This is a genomic window from Streptomyces sp. ITFR-16, from assembly GCF_031844705.1.
In the GTDB taxonomy this organism is placed as follows: domain Bacteria; phylum Actinomycetota; class Actinomycetes; order Streptomycetales; family Streptomycetaceae; genus Streptomyces.
Map to the genome: position 1 here is coordinate 4,679,408 of NZ_CP134609.1, position 21,419 is coordinate 4,700,826.

20 protein-coding genes are annotated in these 21,419 nt (G+C 70.0%); 12 read left to right on the forward strand and 8 right to left on the reverse strand.

What is annotated here, in order from left to right; translation table 11 throughout:
* Positions 1-25: 25 nt before the first annotated feature.
* Both RLT58_RS20755 and RLT58_RS20760 read right to left on the reverse strand, forming a co-directional pair.
* Positions 26-553, reverse strand: a complete 528-nt coding sequence (locus RLT58_RS20755) for a GNAT family N-acetyltransferase (RefSeq protein ID WP_311311871.1) — start codon at positions 551-553, stop codon at positions 26-28.
* Between the two features lie 83 nt (positions 554-636).
* Entirely contained in the window at positions 637-906 is a 270-nt protein-coding gene (locus RLT58_RS20760; RefSeq protein WP_311311872.1) for a hypothetical protein, read from the reverse strand.
* A 252-nt stretch (positions 907-1,158) separates the two neighbouring features.
* Here RLT58_RS20760 and RLT58_RS20765 point away from each other — a divergent pair, with 252 nt between their 5' ends.
* The gene (locus RLT58_RS20765; RefSeq protein WP_311311873.1) at positions 1,159-1,827 is read left to right on the forward strand and encodes a hypothetical protein; all 669 of its coding nucleotides are present in this window, start codon (positions 1,159-1,161) and stop codon (positions 1,825-1,827) included.
* 18 nt (positions 1,828-1,845) lie between these two features.
* On the opposite strand, the gene RLT58_RS20770 is transcribed toward RLT58_RS20765, so the two are convergent.
* Entirely contained in the window at positions 1,846-2,268 is a 423-nt protein-coding gene (locus RLT58_RS20770; protein ID WP_311311874.1) for a hypothetical protein, read from the reverse strand.
* Positions 2,269-3,070: 802 nt separating this feature from the next.
* Between RLT58_RS20770 and RLT58_RS20775 the strand changes: the two genes are divergently transcribed.
* Positions 3,071-4,978: an NB-ARC domain-containing protein gene (locus RLT58_RS20775; RefSeq protein ID WP_311311875.1), complete on the forward strand. Its 1,908-nt coding sequence runs from the start codon at positions 3,071-3,073 to the stop codon at positions 4,976-4,978.
* On the opposite strand, the gene RLT58_RS20780 is transcribed toward RLT58_RS20775, so the two are convergent.
* Positions 4,918-6,672 (reverse strand): CDP-glycerol glycerophosphotransferase family protein, encoded by a 1,755-nt coding sequence (locus RLT58_RS20780; protein ID WP_311311876.1) that lies wholly within the window; start codon positions 6,670-6,672, stop codon positions 4,918-4,920. The genes RLT58_RS20775 and RLT58_RS20780 overlap by 61 nt on opposite strands.
* A gap of 571 nt (positions 6,673-7,243) precedes the next feature.
* Positions 7,244-7,840, reverse strand: coding sequence for a hypothetical protein (locus RLT58_RS20785; protein WP_311311877.1), 597 nt, complete (start codon positions 7,838-7,840; stop codon positions 7,244-7,246).
* Between the two features lie 283 nt (positions 7,841-8,123).
* On the opposite strand from RLT58_RS20785, the gene hemL reads away from it, so the two are divergent.
* The 7 genes from hemL (at position 8,124) to ccsB (ending at position 15,924) form a co-directional block, all read left to right on the forward strand.
* Positions 8,124-9,431, forward strand: coding sequence for a glutamate-1-semialdehyde 2,1-aminomutase (gene hemL, locus RLT58_RS20790; protein WP_311311878.1), 1,308 nt, complete (start codon positions 8,124-8,126; stop codon positions 9,429-9,431).
* Positions 9,428-10,135 carry a histidine phosphatase family protein gene (locus RLT58_RS20795; protein ID WP_311311879.1) on the forward strand — a complete coding sequence of 236 codons (708 nt, stop codon included), beginning with the start codon at positions 9,428-9,430 and terminating at the stop codon, positions 10,133-10,135. The genes hemL and RLT58_RS20795 overlap by 4 nt, the downstream gene beginning before the upstream one ends.
* A gap of 241 nt (positions 10,136-10,376) precedes the next feature.
* Positions 10,377-11,642 carry a polysaccharide deacetylase family protein gene (locus RLT58_RS20800; RefSeq protein ID WP_311311880.1) on the forward strand — a complete coding sequence of 422 codons (1,266 nt, stop codon included), beginning with the start codon at positions 10,377-10,379 and terminating at the stop codon, positions 11,640-11,642.
* Positions 11,643-11,709: 67 nt separating this feature from the next.
* Positions 11,710-12,318 carry a TlpA family protein disulfide reductase gene (locus tag RLT58_RS20805; protein ID WP_311311881.1) on the forward strand — a complete coding sequence of 203 codons (609 nt, stop codon included), beginning with the start codon at positions 11,710-11,712 and terminating at the stop codon, positions 12,316-12,318.
* A gap of 4 nt (positions 12,319-12,322) precedes the next feature.
* On the forward strand, positions 12,323-13,081 hold the full coding sequence (locus tag RLT58_RS20810; protein WP_311311882.1) for a cytochrome c biogenesis CcdA family protein: 759 nt from the start codon (positions 12,323-12,325) through the stop codon (positions 13,079-13,081).
* A gap of 6 nt (positions 13,082-13,087) precedes the next feature.
* Positions 13,088-14,845: a cytochrome c biogenesis protein ResB gene (locus tag RLT58_RS20815; RefSeq protein WP_311311883.1), complete on the forward strand. Its 1,758-nt coding sequence runs from the start codon at positions 13,088-13,090 to the stop codon at positions 14,843-14,845.
* Positions 14,842-15,924 (forward strand): c-type cytochrome biogenesis protein CcsB, encoded by a 1,083-nt coding sequence (ccsB, locus tag RLT58_RS20820; protein ID WP_311311884.1) that lies wholly within the window; start codon positions 14,842-14,844, stop codon positions 15,922-15,924. Before RLT58_RS20815 ends, ccsB begins: the two co-directional genes overlap by 4 nt.
* Before the next feature lie 60 nt (positions 15,925-15,984).
* On the opposite strand, the gene RLT58_RS20825 is transcribed toward ccsB, so the two are convergent.
* Positions 15,985-17,292, reverse strand: coding sequence for an aldehyde dehydrogenase family protein (locus tag RLT58_RS20825; protein ID WP_311311885.1), 1,308 nt, complete (start codon positions 17,290-17,292; stop codon positions 15,985-15,987).
* Positions 17,293-17,459: 167 nt separating this feature from the next.
* On the opposite strand from RLT58_RS20825, the gene RLT58_RS20830 reads away from it, so the two are divergent.
* Positions 17,460-17,927, forward strand: a complete 468-nt coding sequence (locus RLT58_RS20830; RefSeq protein WP_311311886.1) for a MarR family winged helix-turn-helix transcriptional regulator — start codon at positions 17,460-17,462, stop codon at positions 17,925-17,927.
* A 26-nt stretch (positions 17,928-17,953) separates the two neighbouring features.
* Here RLT58_RS20830 and RLT58_RS20835 read toward each other — a convergent pair whose 3' ends face one another.
* Entirely contained in the window at positions 17,954-18,352 is a 399-nt protein-coding gene (locus tag RLT58_RS20835) for a PLD nuclease N-terminal domain-containing protein (protein ID WP_311311887.1), read from the reverse strand.
* Between the two features lie 89 nt (positions 18,353-18,441).
* Between RLT58_RS20835 and RLT58_RS20840 the strand changes: the two genes are divergently transcribed.
* A complete protein-coding gene (locus RLT58_RS20840; RefSeq protein WP_311311888.1) occupies positions 18,442-19,899 on the forward strand; it encodes a menaquinone biosynthesis decarboxylase in 1,458 nt (485 codons plus the stop codon).
* Positions 19,896-20,813: a menaquinone biosynthesis prenyltransferase MqnP gene (gene mqnP / locus RLT58_RS20845; RefSeq protein ID WP_311311889.1), complete on the forward strand. Its 918-nt coding sequence runs from the start codon at positions 19,896-19,898 to the stop codon at positions 20,811-20,813. The genes RLT58_RS20840 and mqnP overlap by 4 nt, the downstream gene beginning before the upstream one ends.
* Here mqnP and RLT58_RS20850 read toward each other — a convergent pair.
* Entirely contained in the window at positions 20,749-21,393 is a 645-nt protein-coding gene (locus RLT58_RS20850) for a rhomboid family intramembrane serine protease (protein WP_311311890.1), read from the reverse strand. The genes mqnP and RLT58_RS20850 overlap by 65 nt on opposite strands.
* Positions 21,394-21,419: the final 26 nt, after the last annotated feature.

The following is a 21,419-nucleotide window of genomic DNA, read 5'->3' on the forward strand; positions in this document are numbered from 1 at the left end:
CGCCCGTCAAACGGATTCGAGCGGGTCAGCTGTCCGGGCGCTCCGGGTGGAGGTCCAGCCGCCAGTCGTTCGTCAGCAGGGGGTGGCCCGGCGGGTACTCCACCTCGCACTCCCCGATCAGGACGAACCCCGCCTTGCGGCACACCCCGTTCGACGGGCCGTTGTCCACGGACGGGTAGGCGTGCAGATAGCGGTGCTTGTTCTCGGCGCGGGCGCGCTCGGCCACCGCGCGGGTCGCGGCGGACGCGATGCCCCGGCCCTGGAACTCCGCGAGGACGGCCCACCCCGTCTCGTACACCTCGCGGCCCTGCCAGGTCCGCTCCCAGAAGCCGATCGTGCCCACGGCGTCGGCGACGCCGGGCAGCGCGATGCGGAACATCCTGCCCCGGCCCGTCCGGTCCGCGCTGAGCGCCACATAGCGGCTGTGCCGCCCGGCCAGTGCCTCCTCCGTCTCGGGGCCGCCCAGATGGTCCATCAGTTCCGGGGCGTTGGCCCGGCGCAGTAGCTCGAAGTCGTCGTCCGACCAGGGCTCGATCCGTACGGAAGATGCCATGCTGTGCTCCATACCGGCACTGTAGGACGGGGCACTGACAGTCAACGGGTGGTGAGCGCGGTCGGCGGACATGACCGGGGATCCTACGGCGCGGCGTGCACGGCGTCGTCGGCCGGAAGGCGGGTGTCCGGCGCGCCCGGCCCGTCGTAGAGCCCGCCGAAGGTCTCGTAGGCCCCGTCCACGATCCGCTCCGCGTCCACCAGCATCGCCTCCTCGGCCAGCCGGGCGGCCTGGTGGGTGTGCGGGGACGGGGGCGCCGGATGCCGGCGCCGCCACCAGGTGTCGACCGCGGCATAGATCCCGCCGCCGAAGACCAGCACGGGAATGGACAGGGCCGGCAGAATGTCGCCCATGGCAGGCCTCCTTCAGTGTCGGTGCCTCCTGCATCGGCAGGTTTCACAGGTCGACTGAAGATCCTTCTTCGGCCAATGAATGGCCGGATACCGCTGGCCGACGGACGCCTTTCATGCAGGTCAGGGCGAGGCGGTACCGCTGGGGCGTGTGTTCGGCGCGAGTGTGTTCAGGGCCGGATCCGGGACCGGGAACCGGGCTGGGACCAGGGCCGGACGAGGCGGTACGCCTGGTGCCCCGAGTACCTTCTGCGCATGGTGGATCAGCGAGGCCGGGGCAACGAGATGAGCGGTGGCCATGTCAATGGGGCCGTGATTCAGGCAGGAGCCGTGCACGGCGACGTGTCCGTGACGGCACCTGTGCATGAAACGGTGAATACAGTGATCCGGGAAGTGCGGACCATGCGCTTTGGTCCCGCGCTGTACCGGGTTCTGGCGTCGCTTGCCGGGTGCTCGGCCGTGTACGGAGCCGCTCACGGCGACAAGCCGCTCTTGGGGGCCGCCGCCGCATGCGAGGCACTCGGTATTCCCTCCGGCTGGACGGCGCCTGCCGCGGCCTGGATCGCCGGCCGAACCGATTTCCTGGGCGGTCTGGCCACGTTGCTCGTCCTGGTCGGCCTCCTGACTGTGCCGAAGCCGGAGGCCCTCGGTGGCGACCTGGCTGAAACGCTGCAATGGCGTGGCCCGTCGTCAACGGTGCTGGGGCTTGCTGTCCTGGCTCAGTGTGGATTGATATGGCAGCCGTTGCTGAACATCGCTCCCTTCGTCGCATTCGGGATCTGGGTGGCCGGTCGGCAAGAGGAGTACGGCAGCCGGTCAGGCCGTGTCGCAGTGGCGGTACTTGGTGTGCTGCTCGCCCTGGCGTTCGCGCCCCTCTACGCGTTTCTGTGGCTGTTCGGCCGTGATGCGAACAGGGCGGCCTGAGGCCGGCGGCCTCCGCGGTCAGCGGTCGTCGTCCCTGGACATGTTGAACGTGAGGCTTGAGAAGTCCCGGCCCTGGAGTACGGGGCCGTTCTGGGTTCCTCCGCTGATGCTGTTGTGCACCTCATGGCTCGAACCGCTCTGCGCTTCCTGCCACCACTCGGCGAGCGACGCACGGAACTCCCCGTCCAGGGCGGCACGCACGCCGAGAGCGGTGGCCAGAGCCTGGGCGCGCACCGGGTCGCCCGGATTGTTCTCCAGTTCCGCGACCTCCAGCTCGCCCGAGCTGATGCCGGGTGACCCCTCGGTCTGGGCGTCCTCTGCCGATCCGCGCCGGAACGGACGCCTCACCAGCGTGTTGAGACCCTGCCACGCCTGGCGGCCGGCATCGCCGCCGACACTTCCGGCCAAGGCCGTGAGGGCCGCTGCGGTGATCGGGTCCATGCCGGGCTCCCTGGGTAGGTGTCTGACCGTCACAGCCTAGGTCCACGGCACGGAGCGACGCAGGGGTTCCGGTGCATCCAGGGGGCTTCCCTCCACCACCGGACCCTCTGCCCGGGAATACGGCGACCCATCTCGGGTGCGAGGCAATGCTGTTGACGCTCGGTCGACGAGACGCGCAACACCCTGGACGGACGTGCGGACGTGGTCGTTCAGGCCGGACGCACCGGAGAGCTGCATCAGCATCCGCGCGGCGCCGATGTTCCGGCGCGGCCGGTTCCGTTCCGCTGCCGTCGGCACATGCGCGGATTTCGAGAACAGACATGACGAGCGGGAGCGCATCGCGAGCGGTCCGAGGCGCACGGGTCCCGCGCGGGGCCGCTCGTCGTCGCGCCGACCGGGCGGCCGAGGGCCGCGGCGCAGAGGCCTGTGAACGGGTCTGGTACGAGGCCGTCCGGACGCGTCGGCGGAACGCCTTCCTCCCCGCCGTGGGTCCAGTACCGTGGGCTCTGGTCGGCGATCTGAACAGGCGGTGGTCCATGAGCACGCGAGGTGAGCCGGAACGCCCCGTGGCGCCTGGGGTCATGAACAGTCTCTCCGGCCATGTCGATGGGCAACTGGCCCAAGTGGGGTCGTCCACGGGGGCATTTCCTTCAATTACCAAGCCGCGCCGACCGCGGAACACGCGGGACGGCGCGTCGACCAGGTACCGAGACCACCCCGTGGGTTCGTCAACCGTCACGACGCCCTGGCCGCACTCGACGACTTATTCGGCAAGGGCGACGTCCCCGAATGCCCGATCGGCGTGTTCAGCGGGATGCCCGGCATCGGCAAGACAGCGGCGGCCAGCCAATGGGCCCACAGCAACCAGTCGCTCTTCCCCGACGGCCAGCTTTTCGTCGACTTCAGCGCGCTGCGCTCCGGGACCGGCGGGGACGTCTCCGAGGCGCTCGCCACCTGCCTGAGGTCTCTCGGGGTCGCGGATCAGTTCCTCCCCGCGGGGCTCGCCGACCGGACGGCCCTCTACCGGGACCTGTCCGCCGAGCGCCGGATGCTGGTGGTGCTTGACGACGTGACGCGCCCGGCGCAGGTCACCACCTTGCTGCCGCAGGGGCCGGGCTGTGCCGTGCTGGCGACCAGCACGTGGCAGCTCGGTGAGCTCGTCCTCGACGGCGCGTCTCTGCTCCACCTCGACGTCCTCGGCGTCGACAGCGGCCTGGAACTTCTCTCGGCCCTCTGCGGCCCGCAGCGCATCGCGCGCGAACCCGCCGCCTCCGCGAGGCTGGTGAACATGTGCGGTGGACTGCCGATCGCCCTTCGCATCTGTGGCGCGCGGTTGCTGACACACCGCCGCCTGACAGTCAGCGCGCTCGTCGATGAGCTGTCCGATGAGCAGCGCCGCCTCAGCCGATTCACCGTGTCCTCAGCCCACGAGGAGCGCACCGTGTCCGCAGCCCTTGAAATCGCCTACCGTGACCTGCCCGAATCCGCCGCGCGCATGTACCGCGTCCTCGGCCATGTTCCAGGCCTCAGCTTCGACACCGCCCTCGCTGCGCTGGCCGCCGGGCTCGACACGGCCGAGGCGGCCCAGGAAGCGCTGGACGTGCTGGAGACCGCCAGTCTGCTGTCCATCACTGACGAGCGCAGATACGCGTTGCACGGCCTGGTACGACTCCATGCCCGGGATGTGTCCGGGACCGTCGACCCACCGGGCACCGAACAGGAAATCGTCCGCAGGGTCACCGGCCACTACCTCGCGCTGACAGCCGTGGCCGACCGCGCCATCCGCGCCGACCGGCTTCGGATCGCGGGGCTGGAGGAGATCTTCGGGGCCGTCGGTCGCTCGGCCGACAACGACCCGTTCGCCACGGCCGACGATCCCGGTGACGATGCGATCAGCTGGCTGGAAGCCGAACGTGCCAACATCCTGGCCGTGCTCCGTACCGCGTCCCGGTTCGGCTTCGAGCGCCCCGTGTGGCAACTGGCGGAGGCGTTCACGGCCCTCTTCTTCCATCACCGGCACCTCGCGGACTGGCGGGAGTCGCTCGAACTGGGTGCCGACGCCGCACGACGCGACGGCAACGCCGCAGCCGAGTCCAGACTGCGCAGCCTGCTGTCACGGCCTCTGCTCGACCTGGGACAGGACGAGCCGGCGAAGACACAACTTGACATCGCCGAGCGGCTGGCCGTGGAGTCGGGGCATCCGGTCCTCCACGCATCGGTGCAGGAGTTCCTGGGTCGCTACTGGGATCTGCACGATCCTGCCCGGGCGGTCGCCGCGTACCGTACCTCGCTGGCTCTGAACGCCGAGGCCGGGGAGGAACGAGGAGAGGCCCTGGCCCGGTACTTCCTCGGCCGAGCCCAGAGCGTGGTCGGTGACCACGCCGCCGCTCTGGCGGATCTGGCCCTGGCCCGGGACGTGTTTCTCACCCTCCACGACCAGCGGATGGCGGCTCGGGTCCTGGCCGATGCCGGCCGGGTCAAGGCCCGGCTCGGTGACGTCGTGGGTGCGGTTTCCGACCTCACCCAGGCCGCCGACGCCCTGCGGCAGGCAGGAGCCTCCCACTACGAGGCGCAGGCTCTGGAGGATCTGGCGGACCTCTTGGACGACCCGGACGAGGCGCGGGACCACCTGCGTCGGGCCCTCACGGTCTACGAGGAGGGCGGGAGCCCACGGGCGGCGGACGTCCTCGCCCGGCTGAACTCCGGCTGAGCCGTCGGAGGACTCGCCGGGCGGAACAGCAGCCGTTGCCGGCGTGCCCCGTGACGCAGGACTGGCGTCGCGCCTTCGAACGGTGTGCCGAGACGCAGGAAGGCGTATACCGCGGCCGCAGCCGTACCGGGGTCCGGGCACGGCCCGTGCTGGGCACCGACGTTCACGAGCCGTCCGTCCCGTACTCCGACCAGGCATCCGTCCTCCCCCGGCACTGCGGCGATGCGGGCCCCGGGGAAATCGGTCAGCAAGCCCTCGATGCGCTGTCTCCCCGCCTCCGGAGAGAAGAGTCCCGAAACGGAACAGACGACGGTGGCGCTCTCCGTGAGCCGGGTGTCCGGCTCGTCGATGTCGCAGGCGAGGTGCCAGAACGAGGCCTTTCCCTCTCCCGTCTCCCCGGCCAGAGCGGCGGGGAAGCGGCGGACATCCACATGGATCTCCGCCCCGCCGTTCCGTACGACAGAGGTGTTCACCATGAAGGACCGGGCACGTGGGCTGTCCGCGGGAGGAAGAGGGAACGCGCGGGTGCTGCGGACCGGGTGTTCGGGCCGGGACAGGCCAAGGAGGCTGTAGACCACCTCGCGCAGACGTCGCAGGGAATCCCCGGGCTCCGCGAAGGCCCCGGCGGAGACCGCGGCATATCGGTCCTCATGGTGCCCAGCCATCGCGGCCTCCACCTGTGTGCGCAGCGGCAGGCTCGCGTCCAGCCGCCCCGCCGCCGCGCGGAGCACGTCCCCCGCCGTACCCGGCACAGCCTCGGAGCCGAACGCGCCGAGCAGCACGGGCCGCCCGATCGCTGCTCCGTAGAGCGTCACCGAGCCGTGGTCCCCGATCACCAGATCGGACGCCACCAGGGTCTGCTGCCAGCCGTCCGTGGGGTCGACGACGATCAGTCCTGCCTCCACTGCGGTTCGCTGCATGACCCGGATCTGCCAGGTGCCGTGGCCGGACCAGACGTTCGGGTGAAGGACGAGCGCCACCCGGAACTCGTCGGCCGGGAGCTGGGCCAAGAGCTGCGCGGGAAGCCCCGGACACGATCCGGCCAGCGATTCCTCACCCCAGGTCGAGCTCACCAGAACCAGTTGTTGTCCGGGGTGTACCCCGAGGGCGGACCGGTATCGGTCCCGCCACAGGGCGCTGGCCCGAAGCCGGTCGAAGCAGGGATCGCCCACGAGAACCGTTCTCCCGGCCGTCGCCGGGTGAGCTGCCGCCAGCTGCGTCGACTGAACGGGGTGCGACACGGCCAGCCAGGCCCGGCGCGTCGCCAGCAGATCCTCGGGAACGAGCCCGGAGAGCCGGGTGCCGGGGCCGGCCGACTCGGGGACCTGCTTCTGGAACCCGACTCCATGCGGCAGTACCAGCACCGGATAGTCGCCGACGGGGACCGTGACGTTCTCGGAGGCGGAGATCAACAGGTCCGGTGTGACATCGGGGAGTTGGGACCATGGGAGGGTGCGGCAGCCCGTTGAGCGGAGCAGGTCGAGCACACCGTCGTTGAAGGCCGATGCCGGATCGTACGCGAACACCACGGTGATCCGAGGATCGTCGTGCACGACCTCGGGCACCACGTCCAGTACGCGCACGAGCGAGGTCACTGTCCTCGCCGCCACGATCAGGGTGCGGTCGCCCCCGAATGTTCGCCAGCGTGCGGCGTCGGGTCCTACGGGGACGACAATGCTCTCATTGGGCTCCATCGCGTACCTCCGCCTGACGGCAGGATCGCACACAACGGTTTCAGATGGCTCCCGGCTCCCGGCTCCCGGCTCCCGGCTCCCGGCTCCCGGCTCCCGGCTCCCGGCTCCCGGCTCCCGGCTCCCGGCTCCCGGCTCCCGGCTCCCGGCTCCCGGCTCCCGGCTCCCGGCTCCCGGCTCCCGGCTCCCGGCTCCCGGCTCCCGGCTCCCGGCTCCCGGCTCCCGGCCCCGGCTCCCGGCTCCCGGCTCCCGGCCCCGGCTCCCGGCTCCGGCTCCGGCTCCCGGCTCCCGGCTCCCGGCTCCCGGCTCCCGGCTCCCGGCTCCCGGCTCCCGGCTCCCGGCTCCCGGCTCCCGGCTCCCGGCTCCCGGCTCCCGGCTCCCGGCTCCCGGCTCCCGGCTCCCGGCTCCCGGCTCCCGGCCAGCTTCTCTATCGTATCTATGGGTGCTGGGCAACCGCTCCACCCGCTTTCTCTCCCGGCAAGGCTACTTGTCGGGAGAGGGCCGCGAGGAACGGGGCCGCCGCGTGGGCGAATGCGCCGGAGCGCGGTCACGGCCGCCCTTGGAAAACCTCAGGTCAGGGCCATACAAGGCAGTACGCCTGGTGTCCCGCGTCATGCAGACGATGGCTGAAATCCTGCCACTCGTGCAGCAACTGGTAGACGTTGAACGCGTCGCGCGGGCCGCCCCGGTCCGGGACCGTCGACCAGATGAAGGCGGCGGCGCCCACCGACTCCTCGCCGACGCCGCGCAGCGGGTCCACGACCGTCATCGGGAGCTTGACCACCGCGTAGTCGGGGTGCAGGACGACCAGCTCCAGCGGCGGGACCCTGTGCAGAGGTATGCCCTGTATGCCGGTGAGGACCATCGCGGCCACCGTCTCGGGCTTGATCTTGGTGAACATGCCGCCCATGCCCAGCTCGTCGCCGCCGAGCTCCTCCGGGCGCATGGAAATGGGCACGCGTGCGGCCGTGGCCCCGTTGGGAGCACCGAAATACTTGTAGGTCACCCCCACCCGGCCACCACTCCTGTTTCCGGCTCCGCCGCCCGCCTGCGCGCCACCGGCCTGTATGCCCTGCTTGCGCTCAGCCTCACGCCGGTGCCGGCCCCGCCGGGCAGGCTCGGGCCCCAGACCGCCGTTGGTCCCTTCGCCCACTCCGCCACCGCGATGCATATCTCATCCACCCGACTACTAACTAGGAGGCACAGCCCCCGCCGCGCAACCCGATCATCGTGTCAGTGACCTCCCCCACGGGCGTGCGGTGAAACACCTGTCCGCAAAGACCGTCCGTGGCTCTGACACCATGGCATGTGTGAGCTTTCCCTATGACGCCCCAGTTTCGCAGACGCGAGGGGGCTGACGCCCTTCGTCATACGAGGAGAACACGCTCCCCGCTCACCGGTGGCCGAAATTCCGGCCCGGCCCTCCGACCCTCGAATCGCAGATCAGGACCAAAGTGGCGTATTCATACGAAGCCCCAGTTTCACAGACGCTTTTCGACCGCGCGTCCCTCGTGACGCCCGGCGGCGTGAACTCACCGGTCCGTGCCTTCCGGGCCGTGGGCGGTACGCCCCGGTTCATGGTGTCCGGTACCGGTCCGTACCTCACTGATGCCGACGGTCGTGAGTATGTCGACCTCGTCTGCTCGTGGGGGCCGATGATTCTCGGCCATTCCCACCCCGATGTCATCGCCGCAGTTCAGGACGCCGTCGCCCGCGGCACCTCGTTCGGTACGCCCGGTGAGGGCGAGGTCGCGCTCGCCGAGGAGATCGTGGCCCGCGTCGAGCCGGTGGAGCAGGTGCGGCTCGTGTCCTCCGGCACCGAGGCGACCATGTCCGCGATCCGCCTCGCCCGGGGCTTCACCGGCCGGGCCAAGGTCGTGAAGTTCGCCGGCTGCTACCACGGACACGTCGACGCGCTGCTCGCCGCCGCCGGGTCCGGGGTGGCCACCTTCGGCCTGCCGGACACCCCGGGCGTCACCGGCGCCCAGGCCGGCGACACGATCGTGCTGCCGTACAACGACCTGGAGGCCGTGCGCGCCGCGTTCGCCGCGCAGCCCGGCGAGATCGCGTGCGTCATCACCGAGGCGTCGCCGGGCAACATGGGCGTCGTACCGCCGCTGGACGGTTTCAACGCGGGGCTCAAGGAGATCTGCGCCGCCAATGGCGCGCTGTACATCTCCGACGAGGTCATGACCGGGTTCCGTACGTCGAAGGCCGGCTGGTTCGGCATCGACGGGGTGCGGCCCGACCTGATGACGTTCGGCAAGGTCATGGGCGGCGGCTTCCCGGCCGCGGCCTTCGGCGGGCGCGCCGACGTGATGGCGCACCTGGCCCCGGCCGGGCCGGTCTACCAGGCGGGCACGCTGTCCGGTAACCCGGTCGCCACCGCCGCCGGGCTCGCCCAGCTGCGGCTGCTGGACGACGTCGCGTACGCGAAGGTCGACGCGGTCTCCGCGGAGATCCGGGGGCTGGTGAGCGCCGCCCTGGACAAGGAGGGCGTCGCGCACACCGTGCAGGCGGCGAGCAACATGTTCTCCGTGTTCTTCACGGGCGGGCCCGTCCGTGATTACGAGGACGCCAAGCGGCAGGAAGCCTTCCGCTTCACGCCGTTCTTCCACTCGATGCTGGCGCAGGGTGTCTACCTCCCGCCGTCCGCGTTCGAGTCGTGGTTCGTCTCCACCGCCCACGACACCCGGGCCGTCGAGCGCATCGCCGCCGCGCTGCCGGCCGCCGCCCGCGCCGCTTCGGAGGCCACCGCATGAGCGAGACCAGCCAGACCGCAGGCAACGGACGCGGGGACATCACCGTCGTCCATCTGATGCGCCACGGAGAGGTGCACAACCCGGAGGGCGTGCTCTACGGGCGCCGCCCCGGTTACCACCTCTCCGAGCTCGGCCGGCAGATGGCCGACCGGGTCGCCGAGCACCTGGAGAAGCGCGACATCACCCATGTCGTCGCCTCCCCGCTCGAGCGCGCCCAGGAGACGGCGACGCCCGTCGCCAAGGCGCACGGCCTTGACCTGGCGACCGACGCCCGGCTCATCGAGGCGGCCAACGTCTTCGAGGGCAAGACCTTCGGGGTCGGCGACGGCGCGCTGCGCAAGCCCGACAACTGGAAGCACCTGACGAACCCGTTCCGGCCGTCCTGGGGCGAGCCGTACATCGAGCAGGTCGTCCGGATGATGGGCGCGCTGGACGCGGCGCGGGACGCGGCCCGGGGGCACGAGGCGGTCTGCGTCAGCCACCAGCTGCCGATCTGGATCGTGCGCAGCTTCGTCGAGCGGCGCAGGCTGTGGCACGACCCGCGCAAGCGGCAGTGCACGCTCGCCTCGCTGACGAGCTTCACGTACCAGGGCGACAAGATCGTGTCCGTCGGCTACTCGGAGCCGGCCCGGGATCTCGTGCCGGCGCATCTGCTGGCCGGGGCGAAGCCGGTGAAGGGGGCCTCCAAGGGGGTCGGGGCGTAACGGCCCTCTCGGTCCTGGCCCGCCCCGGTCGCGGTCGGGGGCGGGCCCGACCGCGACCGGGGCGGGCGATTTGTCACGATAGGTCCGATGTAGGAGTTAGGACCTGTGTTCGGTCATGGCTGAGGTCTGGTTACGTAAAGAATTGTGTGTTAATTCGAGGAACCCCCGTGTTGCTTCACCCATCTAAGCCTTTGCCAGTTTGTATGGACTTGAGGCAAAACGACCGCAGATGGGAACCCGCATGCGTGACATCAGCCGAAGGGGTCTGCTCGGAGCCGGACTAGGGGCCGCGGCCGCCGCCGGGTTGGCGGGATGCAGTTCCTCCGACTCCGGTACCGGAGGGGCGGGACCAGACAAGGGGTCCACCGGCCATCAGGCCGCCGGCGGAACCGCCAAGGGCACGGGCAAGGGCACCGGCAAGAAGGGCGTCAGGGCCATCGGGGACGGTTCCACGGCCGACACCGGCAAGCAGCCGCACCAGCCGGCCGCGCCCGTCCCGCTCGAACCCGGCCAGAAGCCGCCGCAGTTCGTGATCTTTTCCTGGGACGGCGCCGGCGAGGTCGGCAACGGACTCTTCCCGCGTTTTCTGGAACTCGCCCGGCAGCACGACGCGACGATGACCTTCTTCCTCTCCGGGCTCTATCTGCTGCCCGAATCGAAGAAAACGCTCTACCGCCCGCCCAACAACCCCATCGGCGCCTCCGACATCGGTTATCTCACCGACGGTCACATCAAGGAGACACTGAAGAACGTCCGGCAGGCCTGGCTCGACGGCCATGAGATCGGCACGCACTTCAACGGGCATTTCTGCGGCGGTTCCGGATCGGTCGGCAACTGGACGGCCTCCCAGTGGCAGAGCGAAATCGATCAGGCGATCTCCTTCGTCATCGAATGGCGCACCAATACCGGGTGGAGCGACCTCGACCCGCTGCCTTTCGATTACCGCAAGGAACTCGTCGGCGGCCGCACCCCCTGTCTGCTCGGACAGGACAATCTGCTGCCCACCGCGAAGAAGAACGGCTGGCGCTACGACGCCAGCTCGCCCGGCGGCACCCAGGTCTGGCCCACCAAGCGCATGGACGTCTGGGACCTGCCGCTCCAGGGCATCCCGTTCCCCGGGCACACCTTCGAGGTCCTCTCCATGGACTACAACATCCTGGCCAACCAGTCGCAGAATTCGACCAAGGGAATGCCGTCGCGCTATCCCGGCTGGCGCGAGCAGGCCACGCAGTCGTACATCAACGGTTTCAAGCGCGCGTACGAGACGAACCGCGCCCCCTTCTACATCGGAAACCACTTCGAGGAGTGGAACGGCGGCATCTACATGGACGCCGTCGAGGACGCGCTCAAGCACATCGCGGGGAAGCCCGACGTGCGGCTCGTATCCTTCCGGCAGTTCGTCGACTGGCTCGACGTCCAGGACCCGGCGGTCCTTGCCAAGCTCCGTACGCTGGAGGTCGGCCAGGCACCCGCGGGCGGCTGGAACGCCTTCTTTAAACAAGCCTGACAACGGGCTTTACGGGCACCGAGGGGGGTGCCCAAGATCCCCGAAACCGCCATGCGAAACTTTTCACATGAGCCATGGCCGCGCACCCCGACGCCGCTTCACCCTGCTCGCCGCCCCCGCGGCGGCCGTCGCGCTCGCACTGACGCTCAGCGCGTGCGATTCGGGCGACAAGACCAGCGGTGGCGGCGACACGCACTTCGTCACGGGCAACAGCGGGATCGCGACCGCCGCCAAGGGCGAGCGCGCCGAAGCCCCGAAGCTCGACGGCGAGGGGCTGGACGGCAAGAAGATCGACCTCGCCGACTACAAGGGCAAGGTCGTCGTCCTCAACGCCTGGGGCTCGTGGTGCGCCCCGTGCCGGCTGGAGGCGAAGTACTTCACCAAGGTGGCCAAGGCCACCGAGGGCAAGGGAGTCCAGTTCGTCGGGGTCAACACCCGTGACCCGGAGCGGGCCCAGGCCGTCAGCTTCGAGAAGGACTTCGGCGTCACCTACCCCAGCTTCTACGACCCGACCGGCAAGCTCCTGCTGCGCTTCCCCAAGGGCACCTTCAAGCTGCAGTCCATCCCGTCGACCGTCGTCATCGACCGGGAGGGCAAGCTGGCCGCGCGTTTCGTGGGCCCGCTCGACGACACCCAGCTGCACAAGATGCTCGACCCGTTGATCGCGGAGAAGTGATCAGGTGATCACCCTCGCCGCCACACAGAACGAGACGGTCCTGAGCGGGGCCCTTCTGGTCTCCCTGCCCATCGCCCTGCTCGGCGGGCTCGTCTCCTTCTTCTCGCCCTGCGTCCTGCCGCTCGTCCCCGGCTACCTCAGTTACGTCACCGGGGTCAGCGGCGCCGACCTCGCCGAGGCCCGGCGGGGCCGGATGGTCGCGGGGGCCTCGCTCTTCGTGGCCGGGTTCACCGCCGTGTTCGTCTCCGGCGGCGCGCTCTTCGGCTACTTCGGCGACACGCTCCAGGCGAACAGCGGCCCGCTCACCAAGTTCCTCGGCGTCCTGATGATCCTCATGGGGATCTTCTTCATGGGCCTGATGCCGTGGATGACCCAGCGCGAGTTCCGTATCCACAAGAAGCCGGTGACCGGTCTGGTGGGCGCCCCGCTGCTCGGCGCGCTCTTCGGCATCGGCTGGACGCCCTGCCTGGGACCGACGCTCAGCTCCGTGAGCATGCTCGCGATGAACGAGGGCACCGCCGGACGCGGGGCGATACTGACCGTCGCGTACTGCGCCGGGCTCGGCCTGCCCTTCGTGCTCGCCGCCGTCGCCTTCCGCAAGGCCCTCGGCGCGTTCGGCTGGGTCAAGCGCCACTACGCCTGGGTCATGCGCATCGGCGGCGGCATGATGATCGTGACCGGGCTGCTCCTGCTGACCGGCGCGTGGGGCAGCATGATGCAGGAACTGCAGGGCTGGTCGACCGGCTTCACGGTGGGGATCTGAGTACCGATGAGCAACACCAAGTCCAACCCCGCCCAGGAGCGCGAGCGCCCCGACGAGCGGGAGGTACGCGCCGAGCAGGACCGGGAGACCGCCCGTGAACTGGGCGCCGCCGGCTCCCAGCTCTCCACGGCCCCGCGCGAGGAGGCCCTCGCGAACCTCCCCGCGATGGGGGTCATCGGCTGGGCCCGCTGGTTCTGGCGCCAGCTGACCTCCATGCGGGTCGCGCTGATCCTGCTCTTCCTGCTGTCGCTCGGCGCCATCCCCGGCTCGCTGATCCCGCAGAACAGCGTCGACGAGCTCAAGGTGCAGACCTTCAAGGGGCTGCACCCCACGGTCACGCCGATCTACGAGAAGCTCCAGTTCTTCGACGTCTACAGCTCGGTGTGGTTCTCCGCGATCTACATCCTGCTGTTCGTCTCGCTCATCGGCTGCATCGTGCCGCGCACCGGCACCTTCGTCGGCCAGCTGCGCAGCCGCCCGCCGGGCGCCCCCAAGCGGCTGACCCGGCTGCCCGCGTACACCACCTGGCGCACCGAGGCCGAGCCCGAGCAGGTCCACGAGGCCGCGCTCGCGATGATGCGCCGGCGCCGCTACCGGGCCCATGTCGACGGGAACGCCGTCGCCGCCGAGAAGGGCTATCTGCGCGAGGCCGGGAACCTGATGTTCCACATCGCGCTGATCGTGATGCTGGTGGCCTTCGCCGTGGGGCAGCTCTTCAAGTCGGAGGGCGCCAAGCTGGTCGTCGAGGGCGACGGGTTCTCCAACACCATCACCCAGTACGACGACTTCAAGTCCGGCTCGCTCTTCGACACCGACTCGCTGGCACCCTTCAGCTTCACCCTCGACGACTTCGTCGGTACGTACGAGCGCCAGGGCCCGCAGATCGGCACGCCCCGCACGTACGAGGCGCGCGTCACCTACTCCGACGGCGCCTACGGCAAGCCGAAGAAGACCGTCATCAAGGTCAACGAGCCCCTCGTCGTCGACGGCACCAAGGTCTACCTCAACGCCCACGGCTACGCACCCGTCGTCTCCGTCAAGGACGGCCGGGGCAAGGAGGTCTACAAGGCCGCCGTGCCGCTGCTGCCCCTCGACAACAACGTCACGTCGAGCGGGGCGATCAAGGTCCTGGACGGCTACCGCGACAAGAGCGGCAAGAAGGACCAGCTGGGCTTCCAGGCCTTCTTCGTGCCGACCTTCGCCGGCAACGGCAAGGGCACGATGTTCTCGCAGTTCCCGGCCGCCGACATGCCCGTCCTCGCGCTCAACGGCTACCACGGCTCCCTCGGCGTCGACTCCGGCATCGCGCAGAACGTGTACCAGCTGAACACGTCCAAGATGAAGGAGTTCAAGGACTCCCAGGGCAAGCAGCTCAAGCAGCGGCTGCTGGTCGGCGAGACGATGAAGCTGCCCGGTGGGGCCGGCTCCATCACCTTCGAGGGCCTTCAGGAATGGGCCAGCTTCCAGATCTCCGAGCAGCCCGCCAGCGGCTGGGCGCTCACCGGCGCCATCGGCGCCATCGCCGGGCTCGCCGGCTCGCTGTTCATCCAGCGCCGCCGGGTCTGGGTCCGGGCCGTGCGCGGCGAGGACGGGGTGACCGTCGTCGAGATGGCCGGGCTCGGCCGCAGCGAGTCCGCGAAGCTTCCCGAGGAGCTGGCCGATCTCGCGGTCACGCTCAACGCCGAGGCGCCCACCGCGCCCGGCCCCGACACCGACGCCGCCGAGGCGTCATCCGCAGAACCTGCCGAAGGGGCTGAGAAGTGAATCTCGCCGCCGCAACCAACGAGAATCTGGCACACACCAGCAATGTGCTGATCTATTCGTCGATGGCCGTCTACACCCTGGCCTTCTTCGCGCACATCGCGGAGTGGGTGTTCGGCAGCCGCAGCAAGGTCGGCCGCACCGCAGCCGCGCTGACCACCGAACAGGCCGCAGCGGGCACGGTGAAGGTCCAGGTGGCGCAGCAGGGCGGGGCCACCGCCGTACTGGAACGCCCGAAGATCGTCACCCGCTCCGCGGCCGGTACCCGGGACGTCCCGGACGGGCCCGGCGCGGCCGGCGGCACCTTCAAGGGCGACCTCTACGGGCGGATCGCGGTCTCCCTGACCGTGCTGGCGTTCCTCGTCCAGGCCGGCGGCGTCGTCGCCCGCGCCCTGTCGGTGCAGCGCGCCCCCTGGGGCAACATGTACGAGTTCTCCATCACGTTCTCCGTGGTGGCGGTCGGCGCCTACCTGATCCTGCTCGCGCTGCGGAAGAACGTCCGCTGGATGGGGCTGATCCTGGTCACCACCGTCCTGCTGGACCTCGGCATCGCGACCACGGTGCTCTACACCTCCAGCGACCAGCTGGTGCCCGCGCTGCACTCGTACTGGCTGTGGATCCACGTCTCCACCGCCATCATCTGCGGCGCGGTGTTCTTCATCGGCGGGGCCGGCACGCTGATGTACCTCTTCCGCGACAGCTACGAGAGCAAGCTCGCCAACGGGGGCCGGCCGGGCGCGTTCGCCGACTCCGTGCTCTCCCGGCTGCCGTCCGCGTCGAGCCTCGACAAGTTCTCGTACCGGATCAACGCGGCCGTCTTCCCGCTGTGGACGTTCACGATCATCGCGGGCGCGATCTGGGCGGGCGACGCCTGGGGCCGTTACTGGGGCTGGGACCCCAAGGAGGTCTGGTCCTTCATCACCTGGGTCGCGTACGCCTGCTATCTGCACGCCCGCGCCACCGCCGGCTGGAAGGGCCGCAAGGCCGCCTACCTGGCGCTGATCGCCTTCGGCTGCTGGATCTTCAACTACTACGGCGTCAACATCTTCGTCACCGGCAAGCACTCCTACGCCGGCGTCTGAGACCCGCACCGCACGCACGCGACTGCCCGCCCCCGGGATCCGGGGGCGGGCAGCGGTGTGTCAGGCCGGCATCGGGGTGTCCAGGACGGCCTTGCGGTGGCTGAACGTCTCCAGCGAGTAGCGGCCGTGGTAGCTGCCCATGCCGCTCTCGCCGACCCCGCCGAACGGCAGGTCCGAGACGGTGAGATGGGCCAGCGGCAGGCCGATGCCGACCGCGCCCGACGAGGTCTCGGTGATCAGCCGCCGGCGTACGGCGTCCGAGTCGGTGAAGGCGTACAGCGCGAGCGGCTTGTCGCGGTCGTTGATGAACGCGATGGCCTCGTCGAGCCCGGCCACCGTGACGATCGGCAGCACCGGGCCGAAGATCTCCTCGCGCATCACGGGAGCGTCCGGCGCCACATCGGCCAGCACGGTCGGCGCGATGTACTTGCTGTCCCGGTCGTACGTCCCGCCGGTCACCGTGCGTCCCGAGTCCAGGAGTCCGGCCAGCCGGTCGAAGTGGCGCTCGTTGACGATCCGTCCGTACTCCGGGTGCTGCGAGGCGTCCGCCCCGAACAGCCCCTCGACCGCGCCGGCGAGCGCGTCCGCGAGGGCGGCGGCGGTCTCCGGGTCGGTCAGGACGTAGTCGGGGGCGACGCAGGTCTGGCCCGCGTTGAGGAACTTTCCGGCCGCCAGCCGGGCCGCGACCGCCCGCACGTCCGTGTCCCGGTCCACGAAGACGGGGGACTTGCCGCCCAGTTCGAGCGTCACCGGAGTGAGGTTCTTCGCCGCGGCGGCCATCACGATCCGGCCCACTGTGCCGTTGCCCGTGTAGAAGATGTGGTCGAAGTGCTCGGCCAGCAGCTCGGTGGTCTCCGGGACGGCCCCCTCCACGACGGCGACCGCGTCCGTGTCCAGATACAGCGGCAGCAGCCGGGCGACGGCGGCGGAGGTGGCGGGCGCCAGCTCGCTCGGCTTGGCCACCACCGCGTTGCCCCCGGCCAGCGCGCCCGCGAGCGGGGCCAGCAGGAGCTGCACCGGGTAGTTCCAGGGCGCGATGACCAGGACGAGGCCGAGCGGGTCCTGCACGGTGTGGGCCGTCGCCCCGCCCAGCGAGGCCGGTACGGGGGCGGGCTCGGGCCGCAGCCAGTCGGCCAGGTGCTCCAGGGTGTGGTCGATCTCCCGGACCGTGAAGTCGATCTCGGTGCGGTAGGCCTCTTTGCGGCTCTTGCCGAGGTCGGCGCGGAGCGCGTCGGCCAGTTCGTCGCCGCGCTCGGTGAGCAGGGCCCGCAGCTGCCGGAGCTGCCCTGTGCGCCAGTCGAGGCTCTTGGTGCGCCCGGTGCGGAAGGTGGTGCGAAGGCGGTCGACGGTCTCGGGTACGGAGGGCATGGGGGTACTCCCTGCGGTGGGCGGTGTGCGGGTGAACGGCCTGTCGGGAAACGGCCTGCGGGGGCGGGCCAGAGCTTGATATGCTCAAGCAATTACTTCCATGTAACTGCCAATCATTGAGCATGTCAAATAAAGGTCGGCAGTCGCCGATCGAAGAATGGCCGACCATGACCACCGAACCGACGCCCCGCGCCGCCACTGCTCCGGACGATCGCGCCGCGCCCACCCCGGACGACCTGCTGGAGCCCCTGGCCCTCGTCGTGCGCGGCCACCACGACGACCTCACCGCCGTCGCCGCCCGGCACGGTCTGTCCACCTCGCAGGCCCGCGCGCTGATCGCCCTTCACGCGCCCATGCCGATGAGCGCCCTCGCCGCCCACCTCGTCTGCGACGCGTCCAACGCCACCGGGCTCATCAGCCGCATGGAGGCCCGGGGTCTGGTCACCCGGGCCCCCGCCCCCGGCGACCGCCGCTCCAAAGTCGCGAGCCGCACCCCCGAGGGGACGCGGCTCGCCCACACCATCCGCGCCGAGATGCGCGCCGTGCACGGCGCGCTGGAGGCGCTCACCCCCGAGGAGCGCACAGCACTGCTGCCCCTGCTCAACCGGCTGGGGCAGCTGCTGTACGCCTCCTGAGGCCCCGTCGGACCAGAGTGTGTGTCCTACGAGGCGGGCGGGGTCGAGCCCTCCGGCCCGCTCTCCCGCCGCTTGAGCTCCTCCTCGCGGCGGCGCAGGTCGGCCTCCCAGTCCTTGAGGAGGGACTCGTCCTTCTTGTTCTCTTCCTTCAGCGACTTGAGGAAGTCGGGATTGTCGTCCGGCGCCACCCACTGCTGCCGGTGGCCGCGGTGCCACTCGGAGGGCGTACGGCCTCCGGCGGGCACCTCGCGCACCTTGCCCGCTGCCAGCCACACGATCGGGCCGACGATCCAGAACAGCAGGATGATGAAGACCCAGGCGATCTTCGGCAGGTGCTTGGCCTCGTCCTCCGGGGTGTTCAGGCAGTCGATGAACGCGAAGATCGTCAGCGCCAGCGGCAGGAGGTAGATCAGAGCCCGGAGCATGGTGGAAAAGTCCCCCCGAGGAGAGTTGGCGGGGCAATGTCCCGCCCCGGTGACGGGCCCAGAGTAGCGGGTGGCAGATACTTGTCCGTATGGCTTACGACGATCTTCGATCCCTGCTCCGGGCTCTGGAGCGCGAGGGCGAGCTCAAGCGCATCAAGGCCGAGGTCGACCCGTATCTGGAGGTCGGTGAGATCGTCGACCGGGTGAACAAGGCCGGCGGGCCCGCGCTGCTCTTCGAGAACGTCAAGGGCTCGTCGATGCCCCTGGCCATGAACGTGTTCGGCACCGACAGGCGGCTGCTGAAGGCGCTCGGGCTGAAGTCGTACGCCGAGATCAGCGACAAGATCGGCGGGCTGCTCAAGCCGGAGCTGCCGCACGGCTTCGTCGGGGTCCGGGAGGCCTTCGGGAAGCTCGGCACGATGGTGCACGTACCGCCGAAGAAGGTGAAGCCGGAGAACGCGCCCGTCCAGGAGGTCGTCCTCACCGGCGACGACGTGGACCTCGACCGGCTGCCGGCGCTGTTCACCTGGCCCAAGGACGGCGGCTCGTTCTTCAACCTCGGGCTCACGCACACCAAGCACCCCGAGACCGGCGTGCGGAACCTGGGGCTCTACCGGCTCCAGCGCCATGACCGCCGCACCATCGGGATGCACTGGCAGATCCACAAGGACAGCCGCAACCACTACCAGGTCGCCGCCCGGCGCGGTGAGCGGCTGCCGGTCGCCATCGCCTTCGGGGCCCCGCCCGCGGTCACCTACGCCTCCACCGCGCCGCTGCCCGGGGACATCGACGAGTACCTCTTCGCCGGGTTCATCCAGGGCAAGCGCATCGAGATGGTCGACTGCAAGACCGTGCCGCTCCAGGTCCCGGCCCATGCCGAGGTCGTCATCGAGGGATGGCTGGAGCCCGGGGAGACGCTGCCCGAGGGGCCGTTCGGCGACCACACCGGGTTCTACACCCCGCAGGAGCCGTTCCCGGCGCTGACCATCGACTGCGTGACCATGCGGAAGCGGCCGCTGCTCCAGTCCATCGTGGTCGGCCGGCCGCCGACCGAGGACGGTCCGCTGGGGCGGGCCACGGAGCGGTTCTTCCTCCCGCTGCTCAAGATCATCGTGCCGGACATCGTGGACTACCACCTGCCGGAGTCCGGGGGCTTCCACAACTGCGCGATCGTCTCGATCGACAAGAAGTACCCGAAGCACGCGCAGAAGGTGATGAGCGCGATCTGGGGCGCGCACATGATGTCGCTGACCAAGCTGATCGTCGTCGTGGACGCGGACTGCGACGTCCACGATCTGCACGAGGTGTCCTGGCGGGCGCTCGGCAACACCGACTACGCGCGCGACCTGACGGTCGCCGAGGGCCCGGTCGACCACCTCGACCACGCCTCGTACCAGCAGTTCTGGGGCGGCAAGGCGGGCATCGACGCGACGAAGAAGTGGCCCGAGGAGGGCTACACGCGGGACGGGGGCTGGCCGGACATGGTCGAGTCCGACCCGGAGACGGCGGCGAAGGTCGACCGCCGGTGGAAGGAATACGGACTGTGAGCGCCGCCGAAGCGACCCTGGGCTCCGGGCCCGCACAACCGAGCAGCAAGGTCAGGGCGTTCCTGCGGCTCGTGATGATCGAGCACTCGATCTTCGCGCTGCCCTTCGCGTACATCGCCGCCCTGACCGCGATGTTCCTGGACGACGGCTCGATCCACTGGGTGACGCTGCTGCTGGTCACCGTCGCGATGGTCGGGCTGCGGACGTTCGCGATGGCCGCGAACCGGATCATCGACCGCGAGATCGACGCCCGCAATCCGCGTACCGCCGGCCGGGAGCTGGTGACGGGTGCGGTGTCGGTGAAGTCGGCCTGGACGGGGGCGCTCGCCGCCGTCGTGGTGTTCCTCGGGGCGGCCGCCCTGCTGAACCCGCTCTGTCTGGCGCTGGCGCCGGTCGCGGTGATCCCGATGGTCGTCTACCCGTACGGCAAGCGGTTCACGAACTACCCGCACGCGATCCTGGGCCTCGCGCAGGCCATCGGGCCGGTCGGTGCCTGGCTGGCGGTGACCGGCAGCTGGTCGTGGGACGCGGTGATCCTGGGGCTCGCCGTCGGCATCTGGATCGGCGGCTTCGACCTGATCTTCGCCTGCCAGGACGTGCAGGCCGACCGCGCCCACGGGGTGCTGTCCTTCCCGGCGCGCTTCGGCATCCCGGCCGCGCTGTGGGGCGCGCGGGTCTGCCACGCGGTGACGACCGGCCTGCTGGTCTGGTTCGGCCTCGCCACGGAGGCGGGGCTCTTCTACTGGATCGGCATGGTGATCGTCGCGGTCGCCTTCGTTTACGAGCACCGGGTGGTGCGCCCGCACGACCTGTCGCGGCTGAACCGGGCGTTCTTCTCGGTGAACGGCTTCATCGGAATCGCCCTGTTCGCGTGCGCGCTGCTGGATCTGCTGGTGCGGGGCCTGACGGTCTGAGCCCGGCGCGGGTGGACCGGCGCAGGGCGAACGCGGCCAGCACCCCGCCGATCAGGCCGAAGATATGGCCCTGCCAGCTGACGCCCGGGTCGGTGGGCAGGACACCCTGGAGCAGGGAGCCGTACACCGCGGCGACGACCAGGCCGACGACCACGTCCAGCGGGCGGCGGTCCACGAAGCCGCGGACGAGCAGATAGCCGAAGAGGCCGAAGACCACGCCCGACGCGCCGAGCGTGACCGTGTTCGCCGGGGCGACGAGCCAGACGCCGAGGCCACCGGTCACGATCACGGTGAGCACCACGCCGGCGAAGCGGCGCAGTCCGCCAAGGGCGGCTATGAAGCCCAGGACCAGCAACGGGACGCTGTTCGACGAGACATGGGCCCAGCCGTCGTGCAGAAAGGCGGCGGGCACGATGTCGAGCAGCTCGCCCGGCTCGCGCGGGCTGATGCCATGGCTGTCGAGGCCGTGGCCGGTCGCGAGATCGACGGCCTCCAGGGCCCAGAGCAGCGCGATCCAGCCCAGCATGACCGCGCCGGCCATGAGGGCCCGGTTTCCGGCCCCCGTACGTGTGCCGTCCATGAGACACGCCCCCCTTCGTCCGCCCT

What these genes read in the sequence shown, in the direction of transcription:
- RLT58_RS20755 (WP_311311871.1), bottom strand. Translation starts at nt 553, where the DNA reads ATGGCATCTTCCGTACGGATCGAGCCCTGGTCGGACGACGACTTCGAG.
- RLT58_RS20760 (WP_311311872.1), bottom strand. Translation starts at nt 906, where the DNA reads ATGGGCGACATTCTGCCGGCCCTGTCCATTCCCGTGCTGGTCTTCGGC.
- RLT58_RS20765 (WP_311311873.1), top strand. Translation starts at nt 1,159, where the DNA reads ATGGTGGATCAGCGAGGCCGGGGCAACGAGATGAGCGGTGGCCATGTC.
- RLT58_RS20770 (WP_311311874.1), bottom strand. Translation starts at nt 2,268, where the DNA reads ATGGACCCGATCACCGCAGCGGCCCTCACGGCCTTGGCCGGAAGTGTC.
- RLT58_RS20780 (WP_311311876.1), bottom strand. Translation starts at nt 6,672, where the DNA reads ATGGAGCCCAATGAGAGCATTGTCGTCCCCGTAGGACCCGACGCCGCA.
- RLT58_RS20785 (WP_311311877.1), bottom strand. Translation starts at nt 7,840, where the DNA reads ATGCATCGCGGTGGCGGAGTGGGCGAAGGGACCAACGGCGGTCTGGGG.
- RLT58_RS20795 (WP_311311879.1), top strand. Translation starts at nt 9,428, where the DNA reads ATGAGCGAGACCAGCCAGACCGCAGGCAACGGACGCGGGGACATCACC.
- RLT58_RS20800 (WP_311311880.1), top strand. Translation starts at nt 10,377, where the DNA reads ATGCGTGACATCAGCCGAAGGGGTCTGCTCGGAGCCGGACTAGGGGCC.
- RLT58_RS20805 (WP_311311881.1), top strand. Translation starts at nt 11,710, where the DNA reads ATGAGCCATGGCCGCGCACCCCGACGCCGCTTCACCCTGCTCGCCGCC.
- RLT58_RS20815 (WP_311311883.1), top strand. Translation starts at nt 13,088, where the DNA reads ATGAGCAACACCAAGTCCAACCCCGCCCAGGAGCGCGAGCGCCCCGAC.
- RLT58_RS20825 (WP_311311885.1), bottom strand. Translation starts at nt 17,292, where the DNA reads ATGCCCTCCGTACCCGAGACCGTCGACCGCCTTCGCACCACCTTCCGC.
- RLT58_RS20830 (WP_311311886.1), top strand. Translation starts at nt 17,460, where the DNA reads ATGACCACCGAACCGACGCCCCGCGCCGCCACTGCTCCGGACGATCGC.
- RLT58_RS20835 (WP_311311887.1), bottom strand. Translation starts at nt 18,352, where the DNA reads ATGCTCCGGGCTCTGATCTACCTCCTGCCGCTGGCGCTGACGATCTTC.
- RLT58_RS20840 (WP_311311888.1), top strand. Translation starts at nt 18,442, where the DNA reads ATGGCTTACGACGATCTTCGATCCCTGCTCCGGGCTCTGGAGCGCGAG.
- RLT58_RS20850 (WP_311311890.1), bottom strand. Translation starts at nt 21,393, where the DNA reads ATGGACGGCACACGTACGGGGGCCGGAAACCGGGCCCTCATGGCCGGC.